Source organism: Echinicola shivajiensis, assembly GCF_018642165.1.
Lineage (GTDB): Bacteria > Bacteroidota > Bacteroidia > Cytophagales > Cyclobacteriaceae > Echinicola > Echinicola shivajiensis.
Genome location: NZ_JAHHZM010000009.1, coordinates 126291 through 150604, shown reverse-complemented (window position 1 = coordinate 150604; position 24314 = coordinate 126291). Strand labels below are relative to the sequence as shown.

Here is a 24314-nt window from a genome sequence, read left to right as displayed (position 1 = left end):
CAACTAGTTAATATCCCATTAATTCAGCTCCAATACCAGGTTCTTGAGGCGTTTTGTATCTGCCATCTATAATTTCCACAGGGTGCTGGAAATATTGCTTGAGGTGCGGAATGTGCTCCAAAAGCAAAGCAGGGTGATCCATAGTAATATGGTTAAATAAAACCAGATGCTGGTGAATCTGTCCCATATCACCTACATGAGGGACCACAGGCACATCAAATTTTTTCGAGAGCAAACTGATCAGAATAAATTCTGATATTCCCCCTACTCGAACCGCATCAACTTGATTAAAGCTCATGCATCCTGATTGAAGGAAATTCTTGAAAATAACCTTATTGGGCACATGCTCACCTAAGGCTAGTGCCACAGGCACTTCTTTAGCCAAAGTCACATGGGCCTGAACATCATCTGGATGGGTTGGCTCCTCCACCCAATAGGGATTTAAGGGCAAAAGTTCCTTACAAATATTAATGGATTCCTGAAGGTTCCACTGCTGATTAGCATCAAACATGATGGTGGCATTATCTCCGGCAATTTCCCTTACCATTTGGGCTCTTCTGATATCTCGTGCAGCATCTTTGGAACCCACTTTCAGCTTCATTGCTGTAAAACCCATATCCATGGCCTTTTTGATATTAGCAGCCACCTTTTCATCAGAATAGTTAAACCAACCAATGGAAGTATCATAGCCCGGATAGCCTAGATCCAAGATCTTTTTACGCTCCATTTTTCCAATTTGCTTGGAATTGAGAAGTGTTATAGCTTCTTCCTTTGACAAAACCTCTTCGCAGTAGGAAAAATCAAGCGTATTTACGATTTCTTGAGGACTTAACTCAATCAATAACTGCCATAATGGTAATCCCTTTGATTTAGCCCAGAGGTCATAACAAGCATTCACCACTGAAGCTACCGCCAAATGCACTACCCCCTTATGTGGTCCTAACCAGCGGAAATTGGGATCATCGACCATAGCCTTATAAGCAGTGCCAAAGTCAGCCATCAACTCATTTATTTCCCTTCCTTCAAGATGTTTGACCAAATAGGATATTGCCTTACACACCATTTCATTTCCAGCCCCCAATGTAAAGGCCAAGCCCACACCTTCAAGTCCTGTGTCTGTTCTCAATCGACATACAGCATAAGCATAGATTGGTGTGGTATGAATTGCATCTGACCCTGCTCCATCTTTTAGCTGAAAACGCGCATCTTCTGCAATTCCTTTTTTGATTACTACTGACTTCATATCTATTAATTATTCTCTTTATTTCTATTAAAAATTTGTTCCGCCATCCTCACTAGATTTATAGGCGGCCTCTACCAGTTTCATGGTCTGAAAAGCATCTTCTGTGCTGTGTGGCAAGACTTCTATTTCACCCTGGTAAAATCGCTGAAGATCTGACATAGTACCTATAAAGGCATGTGGAAACCAGCCTCCCTCCAAAGGAAGTTCCTGCCAACCTTTTTCATCTTCCAAAATCACATATTCCATTTTCGGTGGCATGCCCTTCGGATAATCCAAGGAAAGTCCTATCCTTATTTTTATGGCTCCTTTAGTACCCTCGATCTTCAAGTATGATTCTTGGTGTTTCAGCCCAAATTCATGCCCATGGTTGGTCATGATCCGTGCCTGTGTAAATTCATCATAATCAAGAATTATACTTGAACGGGTCGAAGCCAAGTCTGGCATTTTGGGATGTTTTATAGTACTCGCATATACCTTTTTTGGATTGCCCAAAAAGCTTCTAATCAAATCCAGATAGTGAACACTGTGATATAAAATCTCCATCCTTGGTAGCTCAAACAAAAAGTCCCAAAGCTGCCAAGGCGTATAGACATTGACCTTGATCTCTATATCATAAATACTTCCCAAGTGACCCCGATCAATTAAATCCCTAGCGGCCAAAACATAGGGAGCATATCTAAGTTGAAAATTAACTGCGCTGACAAGCTGCTTTCTCTCGCAAATGGCCTGTATCGCCTCGGCCTGTTCCAAAGTTTCCCCCATAGGCTTTTGGATCAGAACCACAGCCCCATCAGGCAACTCCTCTAATATTTCAATAACTTTACTTGCAGGCACCGCAATATCAAAAACTGCCCCAGTACTTATTCCATCTGCTATTAAGTCAGAAAGGCTTTGATAGACCTTTTCCAGTCCTGGAAATTGGTGCTTGAGAGATTCCGCTTTTACGATATCAGGATCAAAAATACCCTGAACCCTAAAACCTGCCATTTGATAGGCAGGCAAATGCGCATCCTTCACAATACCTCCAGCACCGATAATGACAATCGGCAATGGTGTTTTGGGCAATATGACTCGCTGTTTAATCTGCATATCTTTTAATTCTTGATTCATAAAACCTAATCCTCAAAATCATCTGTAATCAGGTCCCTAGTCTCCGCCAATACACTATCTTTAATAAAACACATAATAAAGCGCTAGCATTACCAGCACAAGGAAAGCACTTAGATAATTGACCAACCTAGACGGCTTGTTCATTTTTAAGTAAAACTCCTCTGGGATATACTGATCAGAGTTATCAAATAATGAAACTCCCACATATATTAAGGTAGAAATGATAAAGTATAGGTAGGTCTGTCTTAACCAATTGAGGCCTAAACCATCAGCACTGGAGATATAGTTGGTTATTCCATTGATAGGAACATATTTTTCAAGAATAAATACGATGGCAGCAAAAGAACTCCCCAATAGCAATGTCCAAAAGGCTGCATTGGCAGTACCTTTTCTGGAAATGACTCCCCACAAAAAGACCACAACAATGGATGGGGCAAATATGCTGAACATCTGGTTGATCAGTTCAAAAATTGCCCCCAGATCCCCTAGAAATGGTGACCAAATCACCGCCATCACCAAAACCACTATTCCAGTGATACGCCCAATTCTTACTTTGCCTTGATCTGACAAATCGGGCTTCAACTTGGAGATAACATCAAAAACAACCAAGGTTGAACAGCTATTAAGGGCCGCTGCCACACTACTCATCACTGCTGCCAATAAAGCCGCCACCATTAATCCTTTCATTCCAATAGGCAAAAGGTTCATAATCATAACAGGAAGAACCTGCTTGGTATCATCGCCGATTTCCTCTCTGAAAAGGGCAAAGGCCAATATACCTGGTACCACCATAATAAATACCGGAAGGATTTTTAAGAAGCCGGCAAAGAGTGCCCCAAGCTTCGCCTCTTTTTCCGATTTAGCTCCCAGAACCCGCTGCACTATTGTTTGGTCCGTACACCAATACCAGATCCCTAGAACCAAATGTCCAAACAGCATATCCATAAATGTGAAACCTTTCTTGGCACTATCAAAGCTAACTGCCTTTAACCTGTCAGGATCTACTGCATCCTTCAAAGCATCATAGGAGGCTATACCCATTTCAGGCAACTTATAAATGGCCAGCAGGGTAATTGCCAAGGAACCAAAAATCAAAATTACCGTCTGTACAGTTTCTGTGATAACCACTGAAGTAAGCCCTCCGATAATTGTATAAATACCGGTGGCTGCGGCAATGATCAAGATGGAGACCATGATATTCAAACCAAAAATATGCTCAAAAACCACCGCTCCAGCATAAAAGCTCACACCTATATGCATAAACAATGCTGCCAAAATGCTAAAGATGGCCAATATCATCCTGGACCGACTATCATATCTTTTTTCCAGAAATTCAGGTAAGGTCGATATTTTCGTCCTAAGGAAAAATGGCACAAATAAAAATGCCAATATGATCAGTTCAAAAGATGAGAACCATTCGAAATTGCCCCATACAATACCATCCCGAAAACCTGATTCTGCTAAACCAACTAAATGGACGGTGGAAATATTTGAGGCAAACAGAGAGGCTCCTATAACAGACCAGGTCAGAGATTTTCCGGCCAAAAAATAACCTGAGCTACTCTGCTTACTTTTTCTACTAAACCAAAGACCTACCGCAACGATCAAAACGAGGTAAGCTATAATGATGATTAAGTCAATTGGTGATATGGTATTCAATTCTATTTTGGTTTAAAATTTAGGTAAGAAACAGTTCCCCAAAAGTATGGTAACTACTTTCTTTCCGAAAACTATAAATTTTAGTGCAAAAGACCTAATTATATTTTATAGAAATTATTATCCAATAAATTAAGTCTGAGATTCATCAATTCTAATCCCTAATTGAATAATTTAGGCCATACATAACTGCATGGCCTAAATTATAATACAATAGCTATTGAGCAATAGGGTTTCTTACTCATATCATTCCATAACCACTGGCTGCGTCCAGGCCAATTCAGTATCCCCAGGTTTATAAGGATTTTCCTTTGGCTTGGATGAAACCACCTTTGCCCTAACATACATATCATCTATTTGCAAGGTATACTCAGCACTAGCATCTTTCACTTCTTTCAACAAAGCCCCATATTTTTCAGGAGAAGATTTCTTCGTCCCAAAAAACTGTATGGTATAATGCACCCCTGCCTCAACATCTACTTCCAAACTCAATGTCTTCCCATCAAAATCCAAACGCTTAAAACTTACCCCTGTGGAAGCATAAAAATCACCTGCCTCCATAGCTTCAATCAATGCAGTGGGCTTCAATTCCGATGACCTTACGACCACCCATCCTCGGCCCGGATTACTGCTCTTTTCATTGAAAACATGATAATTATGCGCATCATCTACAGCTAGACCATATAATAGGGGCTTGCTAGCTTGCAAATAAGCTACCTGTACCTTGTCCCATAACATTTCCATACTTGGCCTCAAGGAATCCCCATAATTATTCACGTATGGATGGCCATTATATACTTCGAAAAACCGCTCTCCATTCAGTTGGATGATGTCCTCAGGTGAGATAGCCCAGCCAAAATTGGGATGGTTGATATGCAAAAACATAGGCTCTCCAGTCAGCTCACGTTGCTCCTTCACCTTGTCAATATTATTCTGTAGAATTTCTGGTATAGAATTGCCCCCTTGTGGCTCGATCAGTTCCTGAATATTGGTGACATTCATATGCAGGGGCTTTTTCTCAAAACTCGCGGTCACCTCCTCCGATTCAACAATCAAAAACTTCTCATTCTCCTCAAAAAGTGTCCTGTACTCTTCCAATGTTTTCAGCTTCACTTCCACCCTTCCTGCTGAATCCTCTCGATACTCCACCCAGTCTTCACCATATTGCTCCAAATATTTGTCAAAGGCCTTCTGATGTGTTGGAGATTTTGGAACCACCTTCCATCTCTCCTGCCTAGCCAGCACATTATGGTCAGATAAAACAGCGAAATCATATCCATGGGATTTATACCAATCCATAATCATTTCAGGATAGTCATCGCCATCACTCCAATATGAATGAGTGTGAAGATTCCCTTTGTACCAGTTTTTTTCTTCAACAGTTTCCTTGCTATTACTACAGCTGGAAAGAACAGCTAGCAATACTAAAAATTGTATCAATCTCATGGCTTCAGTTTTTGTTCTCTTAAGCTAATTAAATAATTATAGATATGAAATCACTAAGAAGCATTAGCATTATTATATTATTCTTCGATTACAATAACTAATCAGATAGTTTTTAATTAACTAAACTTTTAATATATTGGATCCATTACAAACTTAAACCCAATTAAGATGAATTATATCTATTTTGCTTTACTCCTAATAAGTGTCATTACGGCCTGTTCCAATGATGAAAATTCAAAAATGGAATCCATTGAAAAACCGATTATCATTGAGGTAACAAATAATGAATTAGTACACATCAATGGAAAACCGTTAAAAATTAACAACCTAAAACTCGCCTTAAAAAATCAAATGAAGGATATGGACAATAACCAATTGGTCACTATTAAAGCTAATAAAAATATAAAAATGGGTGTTATATCAGATCTTCAGTACAGCCTTAAAGAAATGAACCTTAGAAAGATAAAATTTCAATCCCTTTGAAGAAAACCTTTTTTGCGTTAATTACCAAAGGAGATTAACAAGAAAAGCCCGGTAAATTGAAGTTTACCGAGCTTTATATCATTAACCTATTGCACAGGATTATTATTCACAATTAACGTTCTGAAGGCTTCCATCCCAGCAATGGTACATTTCATCACCAAAATGAGCTAAACTTTTAACCCTTCCATTTTTCTCATCACTTCTCCAGTCCACATAAATGGTATTTTCCTCAGCAGCATTAAAGATGGTAACCATTCTATCAAAATACTCATCACCGTTTACGGCATATCTGATGGAACTGCCTTTATGATCTCCCTCTTTTTCTACTGTAAATTTAGTAAAGCCATTACCTGCCTCTCTATTGATTTCCCATCTGTTTGAAAGCCAAACTGAAGGGTTCTCAGGGCTTTCATAAAGCTGCCAGCTGCCTTCTTGGCCATTTTTGCTTGACTCACCAGTAAACCAAACGAACTTATTCAAACCCTCACCAGATACATATCCGGTCCAAAAGATATCCTCTTCTACTACCTCTGCTGTAAGACGAATACTAAAGGAACCTTTTTCAGGAATTTGAAAATCCTTTTCCCATACCCATAGGCCTTCCGATTCATTATATATAGCATTTGTACCAATTGTCGCTTTAAAAGCTGTTACGGGAACTACTAAATGCTGATAAAGTATAGCTGAATACACTCCAACATTTATAGCTGCGAACGCCCAGTTTCCCACTTGTATTTCACGGTTTCCTTCAGAGCCTTGGTCATCAAATAGGCTCATATCAGGGGCCATACTTAATTCCGGTGGCATGATAGGGGCATCCCCTACTGGCATCTCTGGCCCTTCATTATTGGTACAGGAGGCAAAAACCACAAGCACCGCTAAAAATACTCCAAGTATTTTCTTCATAATATATTTGTTTAGATGGTGACTATAATCAAACAATATAATGCCTTTTGGACATTACAGTAAATATATATTAGCGACTTATTAACATCAACAATAAGACCAATATTGTACACTACCATAAAAGCAGGTTAAACCAAGTAAAATGAATAACAGATAATTTCTCTATTTAAGCTGTTTCACATTTGCAATGTGGAAGTCCAAATAAAAGGCATTTGCCATGCCCTATCCCATTCTTATAAAAACTTGGTACTGCGCATTTTGAAAAAGGTCATAAAAACGGATCCAGCAATTTTTCTAGGGTAGAAAGGTAATTCAGGGATCAGCTTTATTAACCCATATATACATCTAATTATTGATGAAAAGGATGAACACAGATTTTTCATGAATTGATAACTAAATCCGTTTTTTTCAATCTATTGTCTTTAGTCTGACATCTATTCTATAAAAATAAAATACAAAAAGCCCCGTATTGCTACGAGGCTTCTGTACCAGGAGCGGGAATCGAACCCGCACGGCCTAATGGCCACAAGATTTTAAGTCTTGCGTGTCTACCAGTTCCACCATCCCGGCTTCTTCTAGTTTGAATAGAAGTTTTCTTTCTCTTGAACTGAAAAGCTAAGCTGTTTCAGAAACAAGAAAGCCCTTCTTACAAGGGCCCTTGAGAGCGAAAGACGAGATTCGAACTCGCGACCCCGACCTTGGCAAGGTCGTGCTCTACCAGCTGAGCTACTTTCGCTTGTTTAGAAACTTTGACTTTGACCGTGTTATCTCCGTCATTGTGAGTGCAAATGTACGCAGACTTTTCTAAACCACAAGTGCTCTGATAAAAATTTTTCATGTTTTTTACTCAAAAATCCGTATTCTACTGATTTTCAAGGAGATTTTTATTCCAGCTTTTTCTTGATTTCATTAAGTTTCAAAAGGGCCTCCACAGGTGAAATTGTATTGATATCAATAGCATCCAAAAGCTCCTGAGCTTCCTTGAACTTGGGATCAATCTCAAACAAACTCAACTGGAAATTGTTCTTTGGAACATCTTTCATTTTTTCCTGCTGTTTATGCATATCCTTGTCTTGTTCTAAATGCCCCATGATCTCAGCAGCTCTTAACACCACTGGATTAGGCATACCGGCCATCTGGGCTACATGAATACCAAAACTATGCTCACTACCCCCTTCTTTCAGCTTACGCATAAAGATCACCTTATCCCCCACCTCTTTTACAGACACATTGAAGTTCTTCACTTTAGGAAAATCTTCGGCCAATTGGTTCAATTCATGGTAATGAGTCGCAAATAATGTCTTTGCCTTGAACTTAGGATGGTTATGCAAAAACTCCACAATAGACCAAGCAATAGATATACCATCATAGGTAGAAGTACCTCGGCCGATTTCATCCATTAACACTAAGCTTCTATCAGAAAGGTTATTGAGGATACTTGCTGTCTCAGTCATTTCCACCATAAAGGTTGATTCACCTTTTGAAAGGTTATCAGAAGCCCCCACCCTAGTAAAGACCTTGTCAATAATCCCAATCCGTGCATAAGAGGCCGGCACAAAGCTTCCCATTTGGGCCATCAAGACAATCAAAGCTGTTTGCCTCAATAAGGCCGACTTACCCGCCATGTTAGGCCCGGTAATAATAATGACTTGCTGTGAACTATTATCCAAATAAATATCATTGGGAACATAATCCTCCCCTATAGGCAGTTGCTTTTCGATCACGGGATGACGGCCGTCCTTAATCTCCAAGGTATCGGTATCCGCTACCTTTGGCCTGCAATAGTTATTGCTGATGGCCACCTGTGCAAATGAAACCAAGCAATCCACAGTAGCCAAGATTCTCGCATTTTCCTGGATTTGCGTCACATACTCTCCGGCACTTTGCACCAAAAGATTGAAGTACTTGTGCTCCAATACAATTAACTTTTCTTCTGCATGGAGAATCTTATCTTCATATTCCTTTAGCTCCTCGGTAATATACCTCTCCGCATTCACCAAAGTCTGCTTTCTGATCCATTCTGTCGGAACTTTATCCTTATGCGCATTGGATACCTCGAGATAATATCCAAACACCTTATTATAAGCGATTTTCAGACTACTGATACCAGTCCGCTGAACTTCTCTTTGTTGGATTTGTACCAAATAGTCTTTTCCAGAAGTTGCCAGTTTACGGTATTCATCCAGCTCAGCATCCACTCCATCACAGATGATATTACCTTGATGGACGAGCATTGGCGCATCTTCTTTAAGTTCTCTTTCTATTTTCTCCAGTAAGAACTCACAAGCGTTGATCTGGTCACCCAATTTTTTGAGTGAAGGGTTTTTCTGGTCTTTGAGCAACCCCTTAATAGGCAGAGAACTTTTCAAGGCCTTTTTAAGCTGGTTCATTTCTCGCGGATTGATCCTTCCCACAGCCACCTTTGAAATCAATCTTTCCAAATCCCCAATATGCTTCAAATGCGAAAGGATTTCGTCACTTAATTCTGGTTCAGAATGGAAATACTCCACTACTTTCAACCTTTCTTCTATCGGAGCCTTCTCCTTTAATGGCAACACCATCCACTTCTTCAACATCCTGGAGCCCATTGGTGTCACTGTTTGGTCCAGAATCTGAATTAAAGGAACCCCACCATCTTGCTGTGGATAAACCAATTCTAGGTTACGAATGGTAAACTTATCCAACCAAACGAATTTCTCCTCTGCAATCCTGGAAATTGAGGCAATATGTTTGACTTCCTTATGCTCAGTCTCTGCAAGGTAATAAAGCACCGCTCCAGCAGCGATAATCCCATGCCCTTGGTTCTCTATGCCAAAGCCCTTCAAATTGGCTGTCTCAAAATGATTAGTCAGCTTTTCATAGGTATAATCATATTGGAAAACCCAATCTTCACAATGAAAGGTAGTATATTCATCCTTTAGCAAGTCTGCAGCTTTGGCCTTGTCAGCTTTAGAGTAAATGACCTCAGAAGGATTAAAGCTCTGCAAAAGTTTTTCTATATAAGAATCGCTCCCTTCGGCACACATAAATTCGCCCGTAGACAAATCCAAAAAGGCAACACCTAAACTTTGCTTCCCAAAATAGATCGATGCCAGGTAATTATTCCTGCGCTTATCCAACACATTATCATTGAAAGAAAGGCCTGGAGTCACCAATTCGGTCACTCCTCTTTTTACAATTCCCTTGACCTCTTTTGGATCTTCCAATTGGTCACAAATGGCCACCCTATTCCCTGCCCTTACCAGCTTGGGCAAATAGCTGTCCAAGGAATGATGTGGAAATCCGGCCAATTCAATATGACTTGCCGAACCATTGGCCCGCTTGGTCAAAACAATATCCAGCACCTTACTGGCCTTGATGGCATCTTCCCCAAATGTCTCATAGAAATCACCCACTCGAAACAGCAATAAAGCACCTGGGTGTTTGGCTTTGATACTGTTATATTGCTTCATCAAGGGAGTTTCCTTCGCTGCTTTTGCCTTTGCTTTGGCCATCTTCTACCGGATTTAAATCTTAAATGTTACTTTTGGAAATTATTCAAGGGTTGAAATTAATCGATTCAAAAAGGTAAACAAAAACCGAATGAAAAAATTAAGCATGGACGAGCTCAACAGACTGTCTGTTGATGAATATAAAACCGCAAACAAAATACCTTTGGTCATTGTCCTGGACAATATCCGTAGCCTGAACAATGTAGGCTCCGCCTTCAGAACTTCTGATGCTTTCCGTATTGAGAAAATATACCTTTGCGGAATCACAGGCACCCCACCACATAGAGACATTCAAAAAACTGCCTTAGGTGCAACCGAGTCTGTAGAATGGGAGCATACAAGCAGCACCATGGAGGCCATTGACTCACTCAAGGCAAATGGATATCAAATCTGTTCCTTGGAGCAAGTAGACAAAAGTACCATGCTCCAGGATTTCCAGCCCTCACAAGATGGAAAATATGCTCTTGTCTTTGGCAATGAAGTCTTCGGGGTGGAAGAAGAGGTTATACAAGCAAGCGACCATGTACTGGAAATACCTCAATTCGGCACCAAACATTCCTTAAATATCTCAGTGAGCATGGGTATCACCATCTGGGATTTTGTATCCAAAATGGGCGTATTGCAAGGAAATTAATTTGTGAGCTTCGTTTTACAGGGCATTATTTTCTTAAACTATCAAAGACATGCCTCGCCGGTCTGGTAGTTAAATAAGATAAACACAGATGTTAGAAATTTTAACACTATAAATAAACACTGCTTGCTGGTGGGACCATACACTTGCTGGTCGGGATTTAAAATCCTGACCTATCCATTATCAGGAATTTGCAAGTCCATTTTTTTGATAGCCAATTGCATTCTTCTCCAAAAGCTTTAGTTTTAAATATATTTTGAATCTAAACACATCCATTTTATGAAAAAGCATTTTTTTGCAGCTTTGCCTTTTTTAATCTTTTCCTGTACTGAAAAAACCACCAAGGAAACATCAAGTTTGACTGAAAATTCAGAAAAGAAATTCACACTAGAAGTAGTAGACACGCTCTTTATCGATTCGGGAGAAGAAATAATTTTAATTGAAAATCAAGATGCAAGGACAGACTTTAGTGATGATCTAAATTACTATTTCAACTACAACTACAAACAAAACGTAATTGATGTCATCAATTTGAAGGATTTCAAGCTGGAAAAGCAAATACCTTTTGAAACCGAAGGCCCCAATGGTACCACCAGCTATGTATCCAGCATTGATCATTTTGATCAAGATAAATTCATGATCAATAACTTCAATGATGGGATACAAATTTTTAATAGCACTGGACAAAAATTGGAGAGCTTTCAATTGAACAACGATGATCTCAATGGTGATAGTTTAAGCACAAATGAACGCATAGACACATTCGGATCCATAGATCCAAAAACATATAAATATTATTCGTTTTATGGACACGGCTATGGAGAACCTCACGGTATTGCTGTAGTTGATATAAAATCAAAAACTTTTACAAAAAAACCCTTAAAAGGTCTTGATGCCGTTAAAGCCTATAAGGTAGATTTCATTAGTGATGGTGGTAGAACTTCCAGAAGTGCATCTATTTACTTTCAAAGGGAAAACGATAGGATTTTAATATCAAACAGTTCTGTTAACGAACTTTTCGTTTACGACATTAAAAATGACACCACAATATATTATACTTTTGAAAGCAAATTAACAGCCAACAGACAACCAAAACCGAAGAAGAATATTGTCCATTCTCAAGAAGAATTCCGTAGAATAAATATCGAAACCCCCAATGTGATTATCTTCAGGAATTTAATTACAGACCCTGAACAAGAAAAATATTATAGAATTTCTTTAGGTAAAGATTCTCCCCAACAACAAAACTGGACCTATGTTCTAACAGTTTTTGATAAAAATTTCAACCAAATCTCAGAAAACGAAATTCCAAAGGAACACTATTCAACCAACAGCTTTATTAAAGACAACAAAATATTCTTCCAACACAATATAGAAGATGAACTCGCCTTTGTGGTGATGGAGGTGAAGGGAATTTAAATCAACCATATCAAAAAAAGGAGGGCCGAAACCCTCCTTTTGTATTTATTCAAATCATTATGATCGGATGTCTATTGTGCATCCCACCATACCCTGGTTGTCCAAGAATCACCACCCATTCGTGCAATAGCATCAGCTAAGCTGGTAGGGTTGGTAGTACTTTCTGAAGCTGGGTAAAGCTGTCTTCTAGGAATTTGTCCTGGAGAGAAGCTACCAGTGTAAGTCACTGGCGTCAACTCAGGATAACCTGATCTTTTCCAGTTATTCCAAGATTCCACAAAGTTAACCATCACACCCGTAGTGGCCCAGATTTGCTCATTGACCATTTTCAATCCATTCTCAGTAGTGCTCATATCTAATGGATTGGCATCAGCAAAGCTCACTGCATCTGACGCACTTACTGCTCCACCACCAAATTTCCCTATACTGGTCATCGCAGCGATCACACCTGCTCTATAATGTTCAGCAGCAGTCATCGGAGTACTATAACCTCTCAAAGCCGCATCAGCCAATAAAAGCTCTACTTCTGCATAGGTCAAAATAAATACCGGCGCATCTCTGTCTCTATAGATAGCAGTAGGTCTAGAATAAGCACCTATTGGAGCTACATCGTCCCCAGAACCAGTTGCTCCAGGATAATTAGGCTCATTCACTACGTCCGTATCTCCACCTTTAAGGTCATAACCATTTGGCAAACCTATTTGTACGGCAGGATCATTATCCCCTACAACATTACCGTTTCTATTAGCTGCCAAACCTGCTGGTGGTACTTCAGCAATTACTGGAAGCCTTGGGTCGTTCACAGCCTTCATAAAATCAATCAGATTTTTGGACCAACGAACCTCATAAACATCATCCACTGTATTCAGGGCATTTGCACTGGAATTGGCATAGCCATTGGTTTGGTCTGACACCAAAACAGCTTCATCCGCAGTGGAAGCAAAAACACCACCGGCTACAGCTTTTTGCACATAAGTCTGCGAGGTGGTAGCATCCACATCTACCAATCTCATGGCCATTTTAAGCATCAATGAATACCCAAATTTTTTCCATTTGGTTACATCCCCGCCATAAAGCACATCATTTGAAATGGCATCTGTACCAGAACCCAAAGTACTCAATGCACCATCAAGGTCCTCAAGCATCCTCATATACAATGCATCCTGAGCATCATAAACTGGCTGGGTGATTCCATCTTCAGCTTGCAAAGCTTCTGAATAAGGCACATCACCATAAATATCAGATACAAAGGAGAGTGTCAAAATCTTCATGATTTCCCCTACAGCATCCAAATTTGTCAAACCCTTTTCCTGAGCAAGCGACTGCATTTGATACACTCTAGAGGCTGCTGAATAACCATTGGCCCAAACATTTTGAATATAGCTATTGGTATTTACAGAGGCTACATATTTATCACCATTGGAATAATAGTTGGCCCCACCAGTAGTGGTAGACGCAAAAACCTGCACCCACATACTTTGGAAAAGTATGGAACCTGTATAACCAGTCACCATATTTCCATAATCATAGGATACAGTTGGCAGGATCAGGTTAGGATCAAACAAATTACCGTCCGCTCGGTTAGGATCGGTGTTGATATCTTCAAAATTATCATCACAGGCAGAGACTGCCAGTAATAATCCTGTTAAGAATAAGGATATATATCTTTTCATGATCAGTTCAATTTAAAGTTAAGGTTAAATCCGAAAGATCTGGTGCTAGGCAAACTGGTACCTTCTATACCAGTGTAGTTGATATTGGATCCGAAACTGGCCTCTGGATCTATATTATCCGCTTTTCGCATAAGAATCGCAAGGTTTCTGGCCACAAAGGAAATATCCAATCCCTTCAGCACTGGAGTATTGGCAAATATTCTGGACGGCAAAGAATAACCAAGTGTAAACTGCCTCAACTTGATATAATCTCCGTCTACCACACTGGTTGCTGTGACATTTTGTACCAAAGCCCTATAATAATCTTCCGCACTAGCCGTAACACCATCATTGGTCACGCCGCCTTCCCTTCCTACAAGGGTGTTTTTATGTAACCCTCTGAAATGAGAGTAGAATTCAGTAGCTGAAAGCACTTTATTACCATAGCTATAATCTATTAGGAAAGACAAATTAACTCCTTTATAGTTGAATTCGTTATTCCAGCCTCCATAAAGAGTTGGCAATACAGTACCCCAGTTTTTCAGTTCACCTCTAATAGGAAGTCCTGCCTCATCTACCATGATATTCCCATTACCGTCATAGGCATAATCATAGGCCCTAATCTGAGGCCCTGACTCACCAACCACATATGCAGTAACCGCATTACCTAAAGTAGCCCTGTTTTGGCCCAAATTCACAGGATTGTTATTAATATCCGTGCTCAGTACTTTGTTTTTTAAAGTGGTTAAGTTAAATGAACTGGTCCAACTGAAATCATTATTTCTAATTGGCACACCTGTTACCAATACTTCAAGCCCTTTATTATTGGTAGAACCTGTCGCTACAGTATAGCCATTAAAGCCTGAGGTAATACTTAAATTGGCATTCATGATCTCGTCATGGGTTGTTTTATCAAAATAAGCCACATCAAAGGCCAATCTTCCTTTAAAGAAACTTACATCCAAGCCAATTTCAATTTCATCAGTTGTAAATGGCTTTAAGTTTTGGTTGGGCAAAGTCAAAGGAGAAGAACCTGCAGGAACTCCATTATAGGCATTGGCAGAAGAATAATAAAACTTGGTCAAATATGCTTCGTAAGGCTCACCACTGGTTACCGCATAGGACGCTCTCAACTTACCAAAATCCATCGCTGGAATATTCAGCAAGCGATCAAAAATGAAAGCCGCTGTCACTGATGGAGAAAATATACCCGCATCATCAGTTGGATATAAAGTACTATAAACATCATACCTACCCGTTGTAGTCAATGTCAAGAAGTCTTTATAACCAAAACCCAATGAATAATATCCTGAATGAACTTCTCTTTCATCATAATCATAGGATCTTGAGAAAGCCTCCACATTAAAAGGAGAGTACAAATAAGGAAGCACAAATCTGCTACCTCCCACTCCCACTGTTTCGTATTTGTTATTTCTAACACTTGCCCCAATGATGGCATCTAAATCTATGTCTTGGGTCAAGTCCACTTGGGCTCCGAAGATAGCATCCACATTGAGCTCTGATCTTTCGGACTGACCTCTAGAAGATAAGCCCCCTTGCAAATTCGCTGTATAAGCTAGACCATAAGGATCCACTCCGAAGACTTTATCATTGGAAACATCATTCCCCATTCTTAACATAGCGTAGATTTTTTCCGTAAAACTGTATTTGGCAGAAATAGCAGAAATCATCCTTCTCCTTGTCAAGTCATTAACACCTTGATTTGTGATAAAATAAGGATTGGTCACATAAATATCATCACTGAACACAGTCTCTGCACCTGTCGCTTCATCATATCCTGGAGCGAAAATATTATGATCAATATTAGGAGCCAAGAAAAGAAAGTTGTTTGGGTTTTTAGGACCATCACTCAAAAAAGGAATATTTTCTGAACGCTGATCAATATAGTTGATCATAGCAGAAATATTGATCTTATCGGAAATGTTCTGATCCACATTCAAGTTAAAGGTATTCCTGTTCACATCACTATTAGGAACAATAGATTTGGCATTCAAATTAGAATAGGAAAATCTAAAAGACCCATCAGCAAAACCTTTGGAAATAGACACTGTATTGGTAAGATTAGAACCCGTTCTGTAAAAATCAATATAATTTTCAGAAGCGGGGCTATAAGTATACTGATTACCGTCAAAGCCCAAAACAGAACTTCCATCCATCATAGCACCCCAAGCCAACCTCCCGGTAGTCTTAGCCTCATCCGCACTTCCTGGTTTGATACCTCCTGTACCTTGTCCATATACTTGCTGAAAATCTGTAAAGTCAATGGGCTTTTCGGCCATATAGTTTAAAGTATAATTCAAGGACCAATCATCTCCTTTTGAACCCTTTTTGGTTGTAATCATAATTACACCATTGGAAGCCCTAGTTCCATATAGTGCCGAAGCAGCCTGTCCTTTCAACACCGTCATGGACTCAATATCATCCGGACTCAGGTTACCAATACCGTCACCGTTATCACTACCGCCCCATTGACCAGCAGATCCTCTTTGGGAGTTGTCCATTGGGACACCATTGATCACATAAAGCGGAGAGCCTGTACCACTAATACTTGGTAAACCTCTCAGGGTAATTTTAGCTGTACCGCCCGGTCCACTACTCGTGCCTTTCACTACCAAACCAGCCACTCGACCAGCAAGAGAGTTGGCTACGTTCGTTTCACGGGCTTTGTTTAAACTCTCGCTGCCCACTTCCGTCACGGAGTAACCTAGCTTTTCTTTTTCCTTACTGATACCCAAAGCAGTTACCACCACTTCACCCAGTTCTTCCGTATCCTGGGCAAGATCAATATTAATTGTGCTTTTTCCTGCAGCCGAAACCTCTTGGGAAACATAGCCAATAAAAGAAAAAACCAGTGTACCATCTTCTGGAACATTGGCCAAAGAATACTTTCCATCCAAATCGGTGGAAGTACCGTTCGTAGTACCTTTCAGAAATACGTTTACCCCGGGAATGGCAGTACCATCACCCGCATCTGTAACCGTTCCTGAAATCGTCTTGGTTTGTGCTAAAACTGTCTGACTGAACAGCAGCATCACAAACACCATCAGGGATTGTAGATTTTTGTTCATAGGGATTATTTAATTTATTAAGCTAATTCTAAATATAAAGTATTTTTAACACTTTATAACTTAAATAATTACTTTTTTCACATTATGATACATCATAAATTCTGTAAACTTTAGCTGGACATATCTATTTTTTTTACAAATGGCCTAAATAAAATATAATATTTTTACCACCACCAAAAACACTAAAATCAATATTTTAACTATTTGATTTACAATTTTTTACATATAAAAAATTACAACAAAATCAGCGTAAATGCTAGTCGATTTAAAATTATATGAAGGGTAAACCTTGCAAAAATTGGCTTATAATAACTACTATTTCAAAGCTTTTTTTAACCTGAATTTTTTCCAATATTCCCGCTGGTGTAAATTAATTTGTTAAATCACTCAAAAAAGACTAAAAAATATCCAGCTCAAAAAATGAGGTATTACCTTAATAATTGACACAGCTGATCAACTAAAAAATCTAGATCTTCTTTTCTATGGTAAGCTGAAAGGATGATTCTGTCTACAGGAATATCTTCAGGTCTGGGATATGAAAAAGAGGATATCAATATCCCGGCTTTCATAAGCGGCTCCGAAAAGCCGGATTCCACTAAGGTTACTACAGGAAAGTTTTCAACAAAGGATAAACCAGATAAACCTCGAATTCCTTCATAAAAATAATCCATATTTTCTCTGAGTATTTCCTGTTGACGAGCAAATAACCTACCTGCCTGCAAAAATGCCTGACAATTACCTGGAGTGGCAGGAGAAGCCCCTCTAAACATGGCCCCGTTCTTTACCTTTCCAATAAACGCTGCATCTCCTAAAATCATGCCGGCAGGAGTAGCCAAAGCTTTCCCCAAAGATCCCGTCACTATTAATTTTACGGGGAGGTCTTTCCAAAAAGAATAGGTACCAAAAATCCCTTTACCAAAAACCCCAAAGGCATGGCTGTCATCAACCAAAAGATAATATTGGTTAGCAGGAGATAGCTTTTCCACCCATTGAAAATCATGAATTGAGGGTTTGATGGTATCCACTGCATTGGACAAAATCCCCAAAGTCTTGCCTTTATACGTATGGCTTTTTTGAATACAGGCCTCTACAAATTCATCAAATGAAAGAGAAACATCCACCGTTAGACTATTGGGTAATATAGCTGGATGAGCATCAGGTGCTGGCCATAATTCATCACAAATTTCTTCCAATAGACTATTACAAATATATCCTGCCAAAAACCCACTGCTCAATAAAGCTGCAAAAGGAGCCTCGGCCTCTTCAGCAAAATACTGCTCAAGCTCATCATAAACCTGAAGCTGGACATTACTAAACCTACTTGCTCCGTGATTTGGTCCATACTGCATCAATCCAGCCATGATCATCTCTTCAAACTCAGGAACATTTCCCATCCCCAAATAGGCAGTGCCACTGAAATAAAGGTAATCCTTCCCCTCCCAGGGAATAATACGACCTATCTTATGTGGAACCGGATGATGCTGCATGCTAAAATGTTAAATTATCAGTTTTCCAATTGAACAGGTTTAATCCAAAAGCTTCGCCCCAATCCCTGGTCCATCAGGGAACGTGACTTTTCCAGGCACAATGGTTACTCCAGTGGCAATATCCTTGGATAACAGCATCGCACCGTCCATATCTACATAGTCCAACAGTGGAGCTATATGGGCAATTGCTGAAATTCCTACTGAAGATTCTGTCATACAACCTACCATGGTTTTCATACCTAATTCCTTTGCCTTATAGATCATTCTGAGACCTGGGGTAATTCCACCGGCTTTCACCAATTTCACATTGATACCGTGGAAAAGGCCATGGCATTTGACTACGTCAGACTCTATGATGCAACTCTCATCAGCTATTACTGGTAATTGGCTATATTGAAAAACTTGCTTCATCCCTTCAAGATCATCCTTACCCAAAGGCTGCTCCATAAATTCCACATTTAGCTTTTTTAATTCCTCAGAGTAAGAGATAGCTTGATCTGCGGTCCAGGCACAGTTGGCATCAATCCGGAATACTGAATCTGTATGTTTCCTCAACTCCCTAATGATTTCCATATCATGATCCGTACCCAGCTTAATTTTATATAGGGGCCAGTCCATCTCTTTCATCTTTTCTACCATCTTTTCAGTGGATGCTATGCCAATGGTAAAATTGGTGGTAGGTATATCTGCAGGGTCCAGCTTAAGGTATTCATAAAGTTTTAGGCCTTTGTTCTTGGTAAAAAGATCCCAGGCAGCTAAATCCAATGCACATTGGGCAAAAGGATTTTTAGCAAAAATCTCCTTGCACATTTCCCAAAGTTGCTCAGGGCTTTCCCATTCATCCTTCTCTACTATTGGTCTGGCCTCTTCCAAGGCGGCACTCATATTCTCCACTGTCATTCCATAAAAAGGATTGGTCGTGGATTCCCCCAAGCCATATAAGTCCCCATCCTGCAATTTTACAATCAGGGTCTCTTGCACATCCCTACTTTGGTGCGCAATAGTAAAAGTATGCTTCAGTGGAAGCTGTTTAACAAAGACTTGTAGTTTCATTTACCCCATTTTTAGCCCTTAAATATTAATTATCTATGAAGTTTAGTATTTTGGTTGACAATAAAAAGTGAATTTTGAAAAGGATGAACAGAAGTACTATGAACTACCATATAATTTCATCATTTAAAGGATCAAAGTTATTGGCCCTTGGTTTATTGCTGTTCCTGTACTCTTGTGAAAAGCCACAGAAAACAGTAAATGGCTTAGAGCCTGAAATCCTCGAAACCGCTTATGATTCTTTCAAGGAAAAATCCATTACCCATCGCAGGTTCAAGCATAGGGACCTACAGCCATTGATTCAAAAACATTCAGCAAAATTTGAACTCACTAAACTTGGTGAATCCGTTCAGGGCAGGGATATAACCCAACTGAGTATCGGAAAGGGAGAAATTAAGGTACTGCTATGGTCGCAAATGCATGGGGATGAAAGCACTGCTACCATGGCTCTATTTGATCTTTTTAACTTTTTTGAAGCTGAAAATGATGATTTTTCAACTATCAGAAAGCTCATCCTTGAAAATCTTAGTATCCACTTTATCCCTATGATCAACCCTGACGGTGCTGAAGTTTTCACCCGTAGAAATGCCTATGGCATTGACCTCAATAGAGATGCTATTAAGGAAGTAAGTCCAGAGGCAAGCATCCTAAAAGCTGCTAGGGAAGAATTTGCACCAAGCTTTGGCTTTAACCTCCACGATCAACAGATATATTATAATGTAGAACAAACGCCTAACCCAGCTACGATCTCAGTCCTAGCGCCTGCCTTCAACTATAAAACTGAGGTAAATGATGTCCGTGCTCGTGCCATGCAGGTAATCGTGGGCATGAACAGAATCCTTCAAGAGGTGACACCTGGACAGGTAGGAAAATATGATGATGCTTTCGAACCAAGAGCCTTTGGAGACAATTTTCAAAAATGGGGAACCAGCACTATCCTTATAGAGTCCGGAGGCTATCCCAATGATCCTGAGAAGCAATATATCCGTCAACTCAACTTTATGATTATCCTGAATGCCCTATATGAAATTGCCCATGGTGACTATAAAAATTATGCGGTGGAAGATTATTTCCGCATTCCAGATAATGACCGAAAACTAATGGACCTGATTCTAAAAAATGTCACCATCAATGACGGTAAGAATAAGTATCAGTTGGATCTGGGCATCAAAAGACAAAATATGGAAATGGACAATGGCTATGCCATAAAAGGTCAGATTGATGATGTAGGGGACCTATCTGTATATTTTGGATATAAAGAACTGGATGCTTCTGGGCTTGAATATGCAGAAGGGAAATTGGCCACTGAGACTATTGAGCATATCAGTGACCTTAACCAGGAAAAAGCATTGGAGCTATTAAATGAAGGTTTCTTGGGTGTAAAAGTGAAGAACAATGCTGATTCTCCATTCCATGACCTCCCTATTCTGGTACTTAAGGAAAAAGACAGTATTCCCAGTGGATACAATGTAGGCAGTGCCCCCAATTTCTTTTTAAAGAAAAACGGTGAGTTGGCTTATGCGGTGGTTAATGGCTATCTTATCAACCTTAAAAAGCCAGAAGTCAAAGGCCTTAAACAGCATATTTGGTGAGCCAACTTGCATTAAGCCTTTTATTCTTTAGGTAATATTTGAACTCATGACAATTAAAATCATCAGTACCTATCTTCTGCTATTAATCTACAGCCAGGCTTTTGCTCAGGAAACACTATTATACAAAACAGCAGACACCACCAATCTATATATGGAGATTTACTATCCTCCATCAACAGAGATAGCAAATAATAAACCTGCCATCGTTTTCTTCTTTGGAGGCGGCTGGGTAGGTGGAAATAAAAGCCAATTTCAGCATCATGCGCAATATTTTTCTGAAAGGGGCTTAGTTTGTTTTTTGGTGGACTACAGGATAAGGAATATCCATGACACCAGTCCTTTTGAATCCTTGATGGATGCCAAATCAGCTATTAGGTATATTCGAAAAAATGCTGATGACTTTAATATAGACCCTAATAAGATAATTGCAGCCGGTGGATCTGCTGGTGGGCACTTGGCTGCTGCTACAGCAGTAATTCCAGGCTTCAATGATCCGAGTGATGATGTCAATATAAGCTGTATTCCCAATGCCTTGGCGCTTTTCAACCCGGTCATTGACAATGGCCCCGGAGGCTATGGCTATGAACGAATAGGTGAGCAATACAAAGATTTTTCCCCCTTACACAATTTAAAAGCAGGCCTTCCTCCTACAGTATTCTTCCTTGGTACAGAAGACAAACTTATCCCAGTGGAAACGGCAAAATATTATCAAACTGTCAGTAAAAAGTTGGGCTCTGACTGTGAGTTAAACCTCTATGAGGGTGAAGGACATGGCTTCTTTAATTATAGTCAGTTAGATAATTATAAAGATACTATCATCAAGACTGATGATTTTTTACAATCCCTAGGATATCTAAAAAAGGAACCGATTATAGAAATCAAATAGAAAATCTAAAGCACCGAGCACTGGCCTATTATATTATTCTAGAACAGCATAACCAAAATTAACGGAAAACTCCACACACCAGATCAAGACATACTTATGAGTTTCTAGATCAACATTACTTGGGATATCATAGGTATAATTCCCTTGTATACCTTTCAATTCTCCCAAAGAAATATATTCGCTTGCTTTCCTATCTGTGGCCAAATAGACCTCCAAAACTGGACCATTATCTGTTTTAAAATTGGTAAAGCCCAATGCACTTCCTGTTTGATCAACTGAGGCAATGCCAGAAGTAGGGTGTGCATCATCCATAAAATCTCCTTGATACAACACCTCCCCTAATTGATCATCTGTCTCCTTATCATCAGCCATCATGGAAGGAATATTGGGTTCCGTATCATCAGAGCTACAGGCTAGCCCAAAAACTAATATAAAACAAAGTGATAAAGCGAGATATTTCATGATCAAAGGATTATTACTGTCAATTAAATATACGAAATAATCAGAAGGTGGATTAAAAACGATGATTTAACCGCATTTTGAGCCATATAAATTTGTTTCTGAATCCTTAACTTTTGGTGAAAGGCCATCATAAATTGGATAGCATAGTAAATTTGAAGCTGCTAGTTCCTAATTTTGGATAATTATATATAAACCCATCATTTGTTAAAACATAACTTTATAATGAAATACATCATTAATTCATTTTTGGCGATATTATTTATTGGCCTTTTTTCATGCGAGCCCTCCAAACCTTTGGATATTAAATTGTCCCCTCAGGCAAAACTGATCCGACAAGCAAAAATTATCAATGTCCAAGATGGAAGCATCCTAGAGGGCAAAGCCATTCTTATTGACAGTGCCAAGATCAAACTGATAGCAGATGATCAGGAATTGACAGAGCTGCTTCCTTTGGAAAACCAGGTTGACGCCAGTGGCAAATACATTATCCCCGGTTTATGGGATATGCATGTGCATTTTGAAGGTCAGGATTTGATCGAGGACAATATGGCCCTTTTTCCTGTTTTTATTGCTTATGGGATTACCACTGTAAGGGATATGGCCAGTGACCTTGGTGAACAGGTACTTCAATGGAGGGAAGATATTGAACAAAACAAATTCCTTGCTCCTCAAATCTTCACTGCAGGAAGAAAGCTGGAAGGTATTGACTCTTTCTGGAAAGGAGACTTGGAAATAGCCAATGAAGAGGAATTAAAGCAAATGCTGGATAACCTGGAAAACTATCAAGTGGATTTGGTCAAAGTGACCGAAAACGCATTGTCAGGAGACCTTTTCCTAAAAAGTGTCCAGCAAGCTCATGACAGGGGATTTTTGGTTTCCGCACATGTTCCCTTGGACCTTAGTGTTGAACAACTGGCCAATGCAGGACTTTCAAGTGTAGAGCATGCTAGCTACTTTTTGAGGTTGGGAACGGACGAGAATAAAATTGCCCAAAAGGTGGCCGATGGCACCTTGACCAAAGGGGAAGCCAATAATTACTATGCTGAACACTTCGATCAGGATTCCGCATTTATGAACTACCAAAAGTTGGGAAAATTGGGACTGGCCATTACTCCTACATTGATTAGTGGGAAGCAACTGGCTTATTATGATCAGGACAATCATTCCAATGATGAATTCTTAAGCTACCTAACTGAGCGTTTTACCTCCAACTACCAGTGGCGCATTGACAGACTAAAGGATTATACCCCTAAACAATGGGAGGCAAGCAAGGTCCGTTATCAATTGATCGCAAAGCAGCTTCCTTATATCCAAAAAGCAGGGATGACTATTTTAGCGGGAAGTGATGCTGCTGCATTGAACACTTTTGTTTATCCAGCCTATGCACTTCACCAAGAACTGATGCTATTTGAAGAGGCGGGACTTAGCCCACTACAGGCACTTCAAGCTGCAACTATCAATGCCGCTGAATTTATGGGCAAATCATCCAGTATGGGCAGTGTTGAAAAAGGAAAGCAGGCTGATTTGGTCATTCTAAACAGCAACCCGTTGGAGAGTATCAGCGCTACCCAAGACATCTTTGCCGTGATCAACAATGGCCAATACTATGACCGAATGTCCTTGGATACCATTTTAGAACAAGCACAAAAGAGAAAAAAAGAACTTGACCAAGAAAGGAAATAATTTCTATACAATAAGGACTAAGCCAGTA

The 24314-nt window shown here is 39.7% G+C and carries 17 protein-coding genes and 2 tRNA genes; 6 read left to right on the top strand and 13 right to left on the bottom strand.

All coding sequences use genetic code 11. The features are described from left to right. Positions 1-7 precede the first annotated feature (7 nt). The 4 genes from KMW37_RS15540 to KMW37_RS15525 form a co-directional block, all read right to left on the bottom strand. Positions 8-1243: an enolase C-terminal domain-like protein gene (locus KMW37_RS15540; protein WP_215225564.1), complete on the bottom strand. Its 1236-nt coding sequence runs from the start codon at positions 1241-1243 to the stop codon at positions 8-10. 27 nt (positions 1244-1270) lie between these two features. Next, complete coding sequence (locus KMW37_RS15535; RefSeq protein ID WP_246581522.1) at positions 1271-2353, bottom strand: Gfo/Idh/MocA family protein; 1083 nt, start codon at positions 2351-2353, stop codon at positions 1271-1273. A 60-nt stretch (positions 2354-2413) separates the two neighbouring features. Further along, on the bottom strand, positions 2414-4012 hold the full coding sequence (locus KMW37_RS15530) for a sodium:solute symporter family transporter (protein WP_215225563.1): 1599 nt from the start codon (positions 4010-4012) through the stop codon (positions 2414-2416). Positions 4013-4255: 243 nt separating this feature from the next. Beyond that, entirely contained in the window at positions 4256-5455 is a 1200-nt protein-coding gene (locus tag KMW37_RS15525; RefSeq protein WP_215225562.1) for a CehA/McbA family metallohydrolase domain-containing protein, read from the bottom strand. A 168-nt stretch (positions 5456-5623) separates the two neighbouring features. Between KMW37_RS15525 and KMW37_RS15520 the strand changes: the two genes are divergently transcribed. Beyond that, positions 5624-5938 (top strand): ExbD/TolR family protein, encoded by a 315-nt coding sequence (locus KMW37_RS15520; RefSeq protein WP_215225561.1) that lies wholly within the window; start codon positions 5624-5626, stop codon positions 5936-5938. Positions 5939-6040: 102 nt separating this feature from the next. Here KMW37_RS15520 and KMW37_RS15515 read toward each other — a convergent pair whose 3' ends face one another. The 4 genes from KMW37_RS15515 to mutS all read right to left on the bottom strand — a co-directional run bounded on the left by KMW37_RS15515 (position 6041) and on the right by mutS (position 10338). Beyond that, the gene (locus KMW37_RS15515) at positions 6041-6844 is read right to left on the bottom strand and encodes a hypothetical protein (protein ID WP_246581521.1); all 804 of its coding nucleotides are present in this window, start codon (positions 6842-6844) and stop codon (positions 6041-6043) included. 486 nt (positions 6845-7330) lie between these two features. Continuing rightward, positions 7331-7414 (bottom strand) — tRNA-Leu (locus tag KMW37_RS15510). Between the two features lie 93 nt (positions 7415-7507). Then, positions 7508-7580: transfer RNA gene (locus KMW37_RS15505), tRNA-Gly, on the bottom strand. Positions 7581-7728: 148 nt separating this feature from the next. Then, positions 7729-10338, bottom strand: a complete 2610-nt coding sequence (gene mutS / locus KMW37_RS15500; RefSeq protein WP_215225560.1) for a DNA mismatch repair protein MutS — start codon at positions 10336-10338, stop codon at positions 7729-7731. An 88-nt stretch (positions 10339-10426) separates the two neighbouring features. Between mutS and KMW37_RS15495 the strand changes: the two genes are divergently transcribed. Then, the gene (locus KMW37_RS15495) at positions 10427-10969 is read left to right on the top strand and encodes an RNA methyltransferase (protein ID WP_246581520.1); all 543 of its coding nucleotides are present in this window, start codon (positions 10427-10429) and stop codon (positions 10967-10969) included. 276 nt (positions 10970-11245) lie between these two features. Continuing rightward, positions 11246-12385, top strand: coding sequence for a DUF4221 family protein (locus KMW37_RS15490; RefSeq protein ID WP_215225559.1), 1140 nt, complete (start codon positions 11246-11248; stop codon positions 12383-12385). 71 nt (positions 12386-12456) lie between these two features. On the opposite strand, the gene KMW37_RS15485 is transcribed toward KMW37_RS15490, so the two are convergent. The 4 genes from KMW37_RS15485 to KMW37_RS15470 all read right to left on the bottom strand — a co-directional run bounded on the left by KMW37_RS15485 (position 12457) and on the right by KMW37_RS15470 (position 19666). Next, on the bottom strand, positions 12457-14058 hold the full coding sequence (locus KMW37_RS15485) for a SusD/RagB family nutrient-binding outer membrane lipoprotein (RefSeq protein ID WP_215225558.1): 1602 nt from the start codon (positions 14056-14058) through the stop codon (positions 12457-12459). A gap of 2 nt (positions 14059-14060) precedes the next feature. After that, positions 14061-17126 carry a SusC/RagA family TonB-linked outer membrane protein gene (locus KMW37_RS15480; RefSeq protein ID WP_215225557.1) on the bottom strand — a complete coding sequence of 1022 codons (3066 nt, stop codon included), beginning with the start codon at positions 17124-17126 and terminating at the stop codon, positions 14061-14063. Between the two features lie 428 nt (positions 17127-17554). Further along, complete coding sequence (locus KMW37_RS15475) at positions 17555-18613, bottom strand: aminotransferase class I/II-fold pyridoxal phosphate-dependent enzyme (RefSeq protein WP_215225556.1); 1059 nt, start codon at positions 18611-18613, stop codon at positions 17555-17557. A gap of 39 nt (positions 18614-18652) precedes the next feature. Then, positions 18653-19666 carry a dipeptide epimerase gene (locus KMW37_RS15470; RefSeq protein ID WP_215225555.1) on the bottom strand — a complete coding sequence of 338 codons (1014 nt, stop codon included), beginning with the start codon at positions 19664-19666 and terminating at the stop codon, positions 18653-18655. A 98-nt stretch (positions 19667-19764) separates the two neighbouring features. Here KMW37_RS15470 and KMW37_RS15465 point away from each other — a divergent pair, with 98 nt between their 5' ends. Both KMW37_RS15465 and KMW37_RS15460 read left to right on the top strand, forming a co-directional pair. Further along, positions 19765-21255, top strand: a complete 1491-nt coding sequence (locus tag KMW37_RS15465) for a M14 family metallopeptidase (RefSeq protein WP_215225554.1) — start codon at positions 19765-19767, stop codon at positions 21253-21255. Positions 21256-21301: 46 nt separating this feature from the next. Then, positions 21302-22141: an alpha/beta hydrolase gene (locus tag KMW37_RS15460; RefSeq protein WP_215225553.1), complete on the top strand. Its 840-nt coding sequence runs from the start codon at positions 21302-21304 to the stop codon at positions 22139-22141. Between the two features lie 33 nt (positions 22142-22174). On the opposite strand, the gene KMW37_RS15455 is transcribed toward KMW37_RS15460, so the two are convergent. Beyond that, the gene (locus KMW37_RS15455) at positions 22175-22603 is read right to left on the bottom strand and encodes a DM13 domain-containing protein (RefSeq protein ID WP_215225552.1); all 429 of its coding nucleotides are present in this window, start codon (positions 22601-22603) and stop codon (positions 22175-22177) included. A 222-nt stretch (positions 22604-22825) separates the two neighbouring features. On the opposite strand from KMW37_RS15455, the gene KMW37_RS15450 reads away from it, so the two are divergent. After that, a complete protein-coding gene (locus KMW37_RS15450) occupies positions 22826-24286 on the top strand; it encodes an amidohydrolase family protein (RefSeq protein WP_215225551.1) in 1461 nt (486 codons plus the stop codon). Positions 24287-24314: the final 28 nt, after the last annotated feature.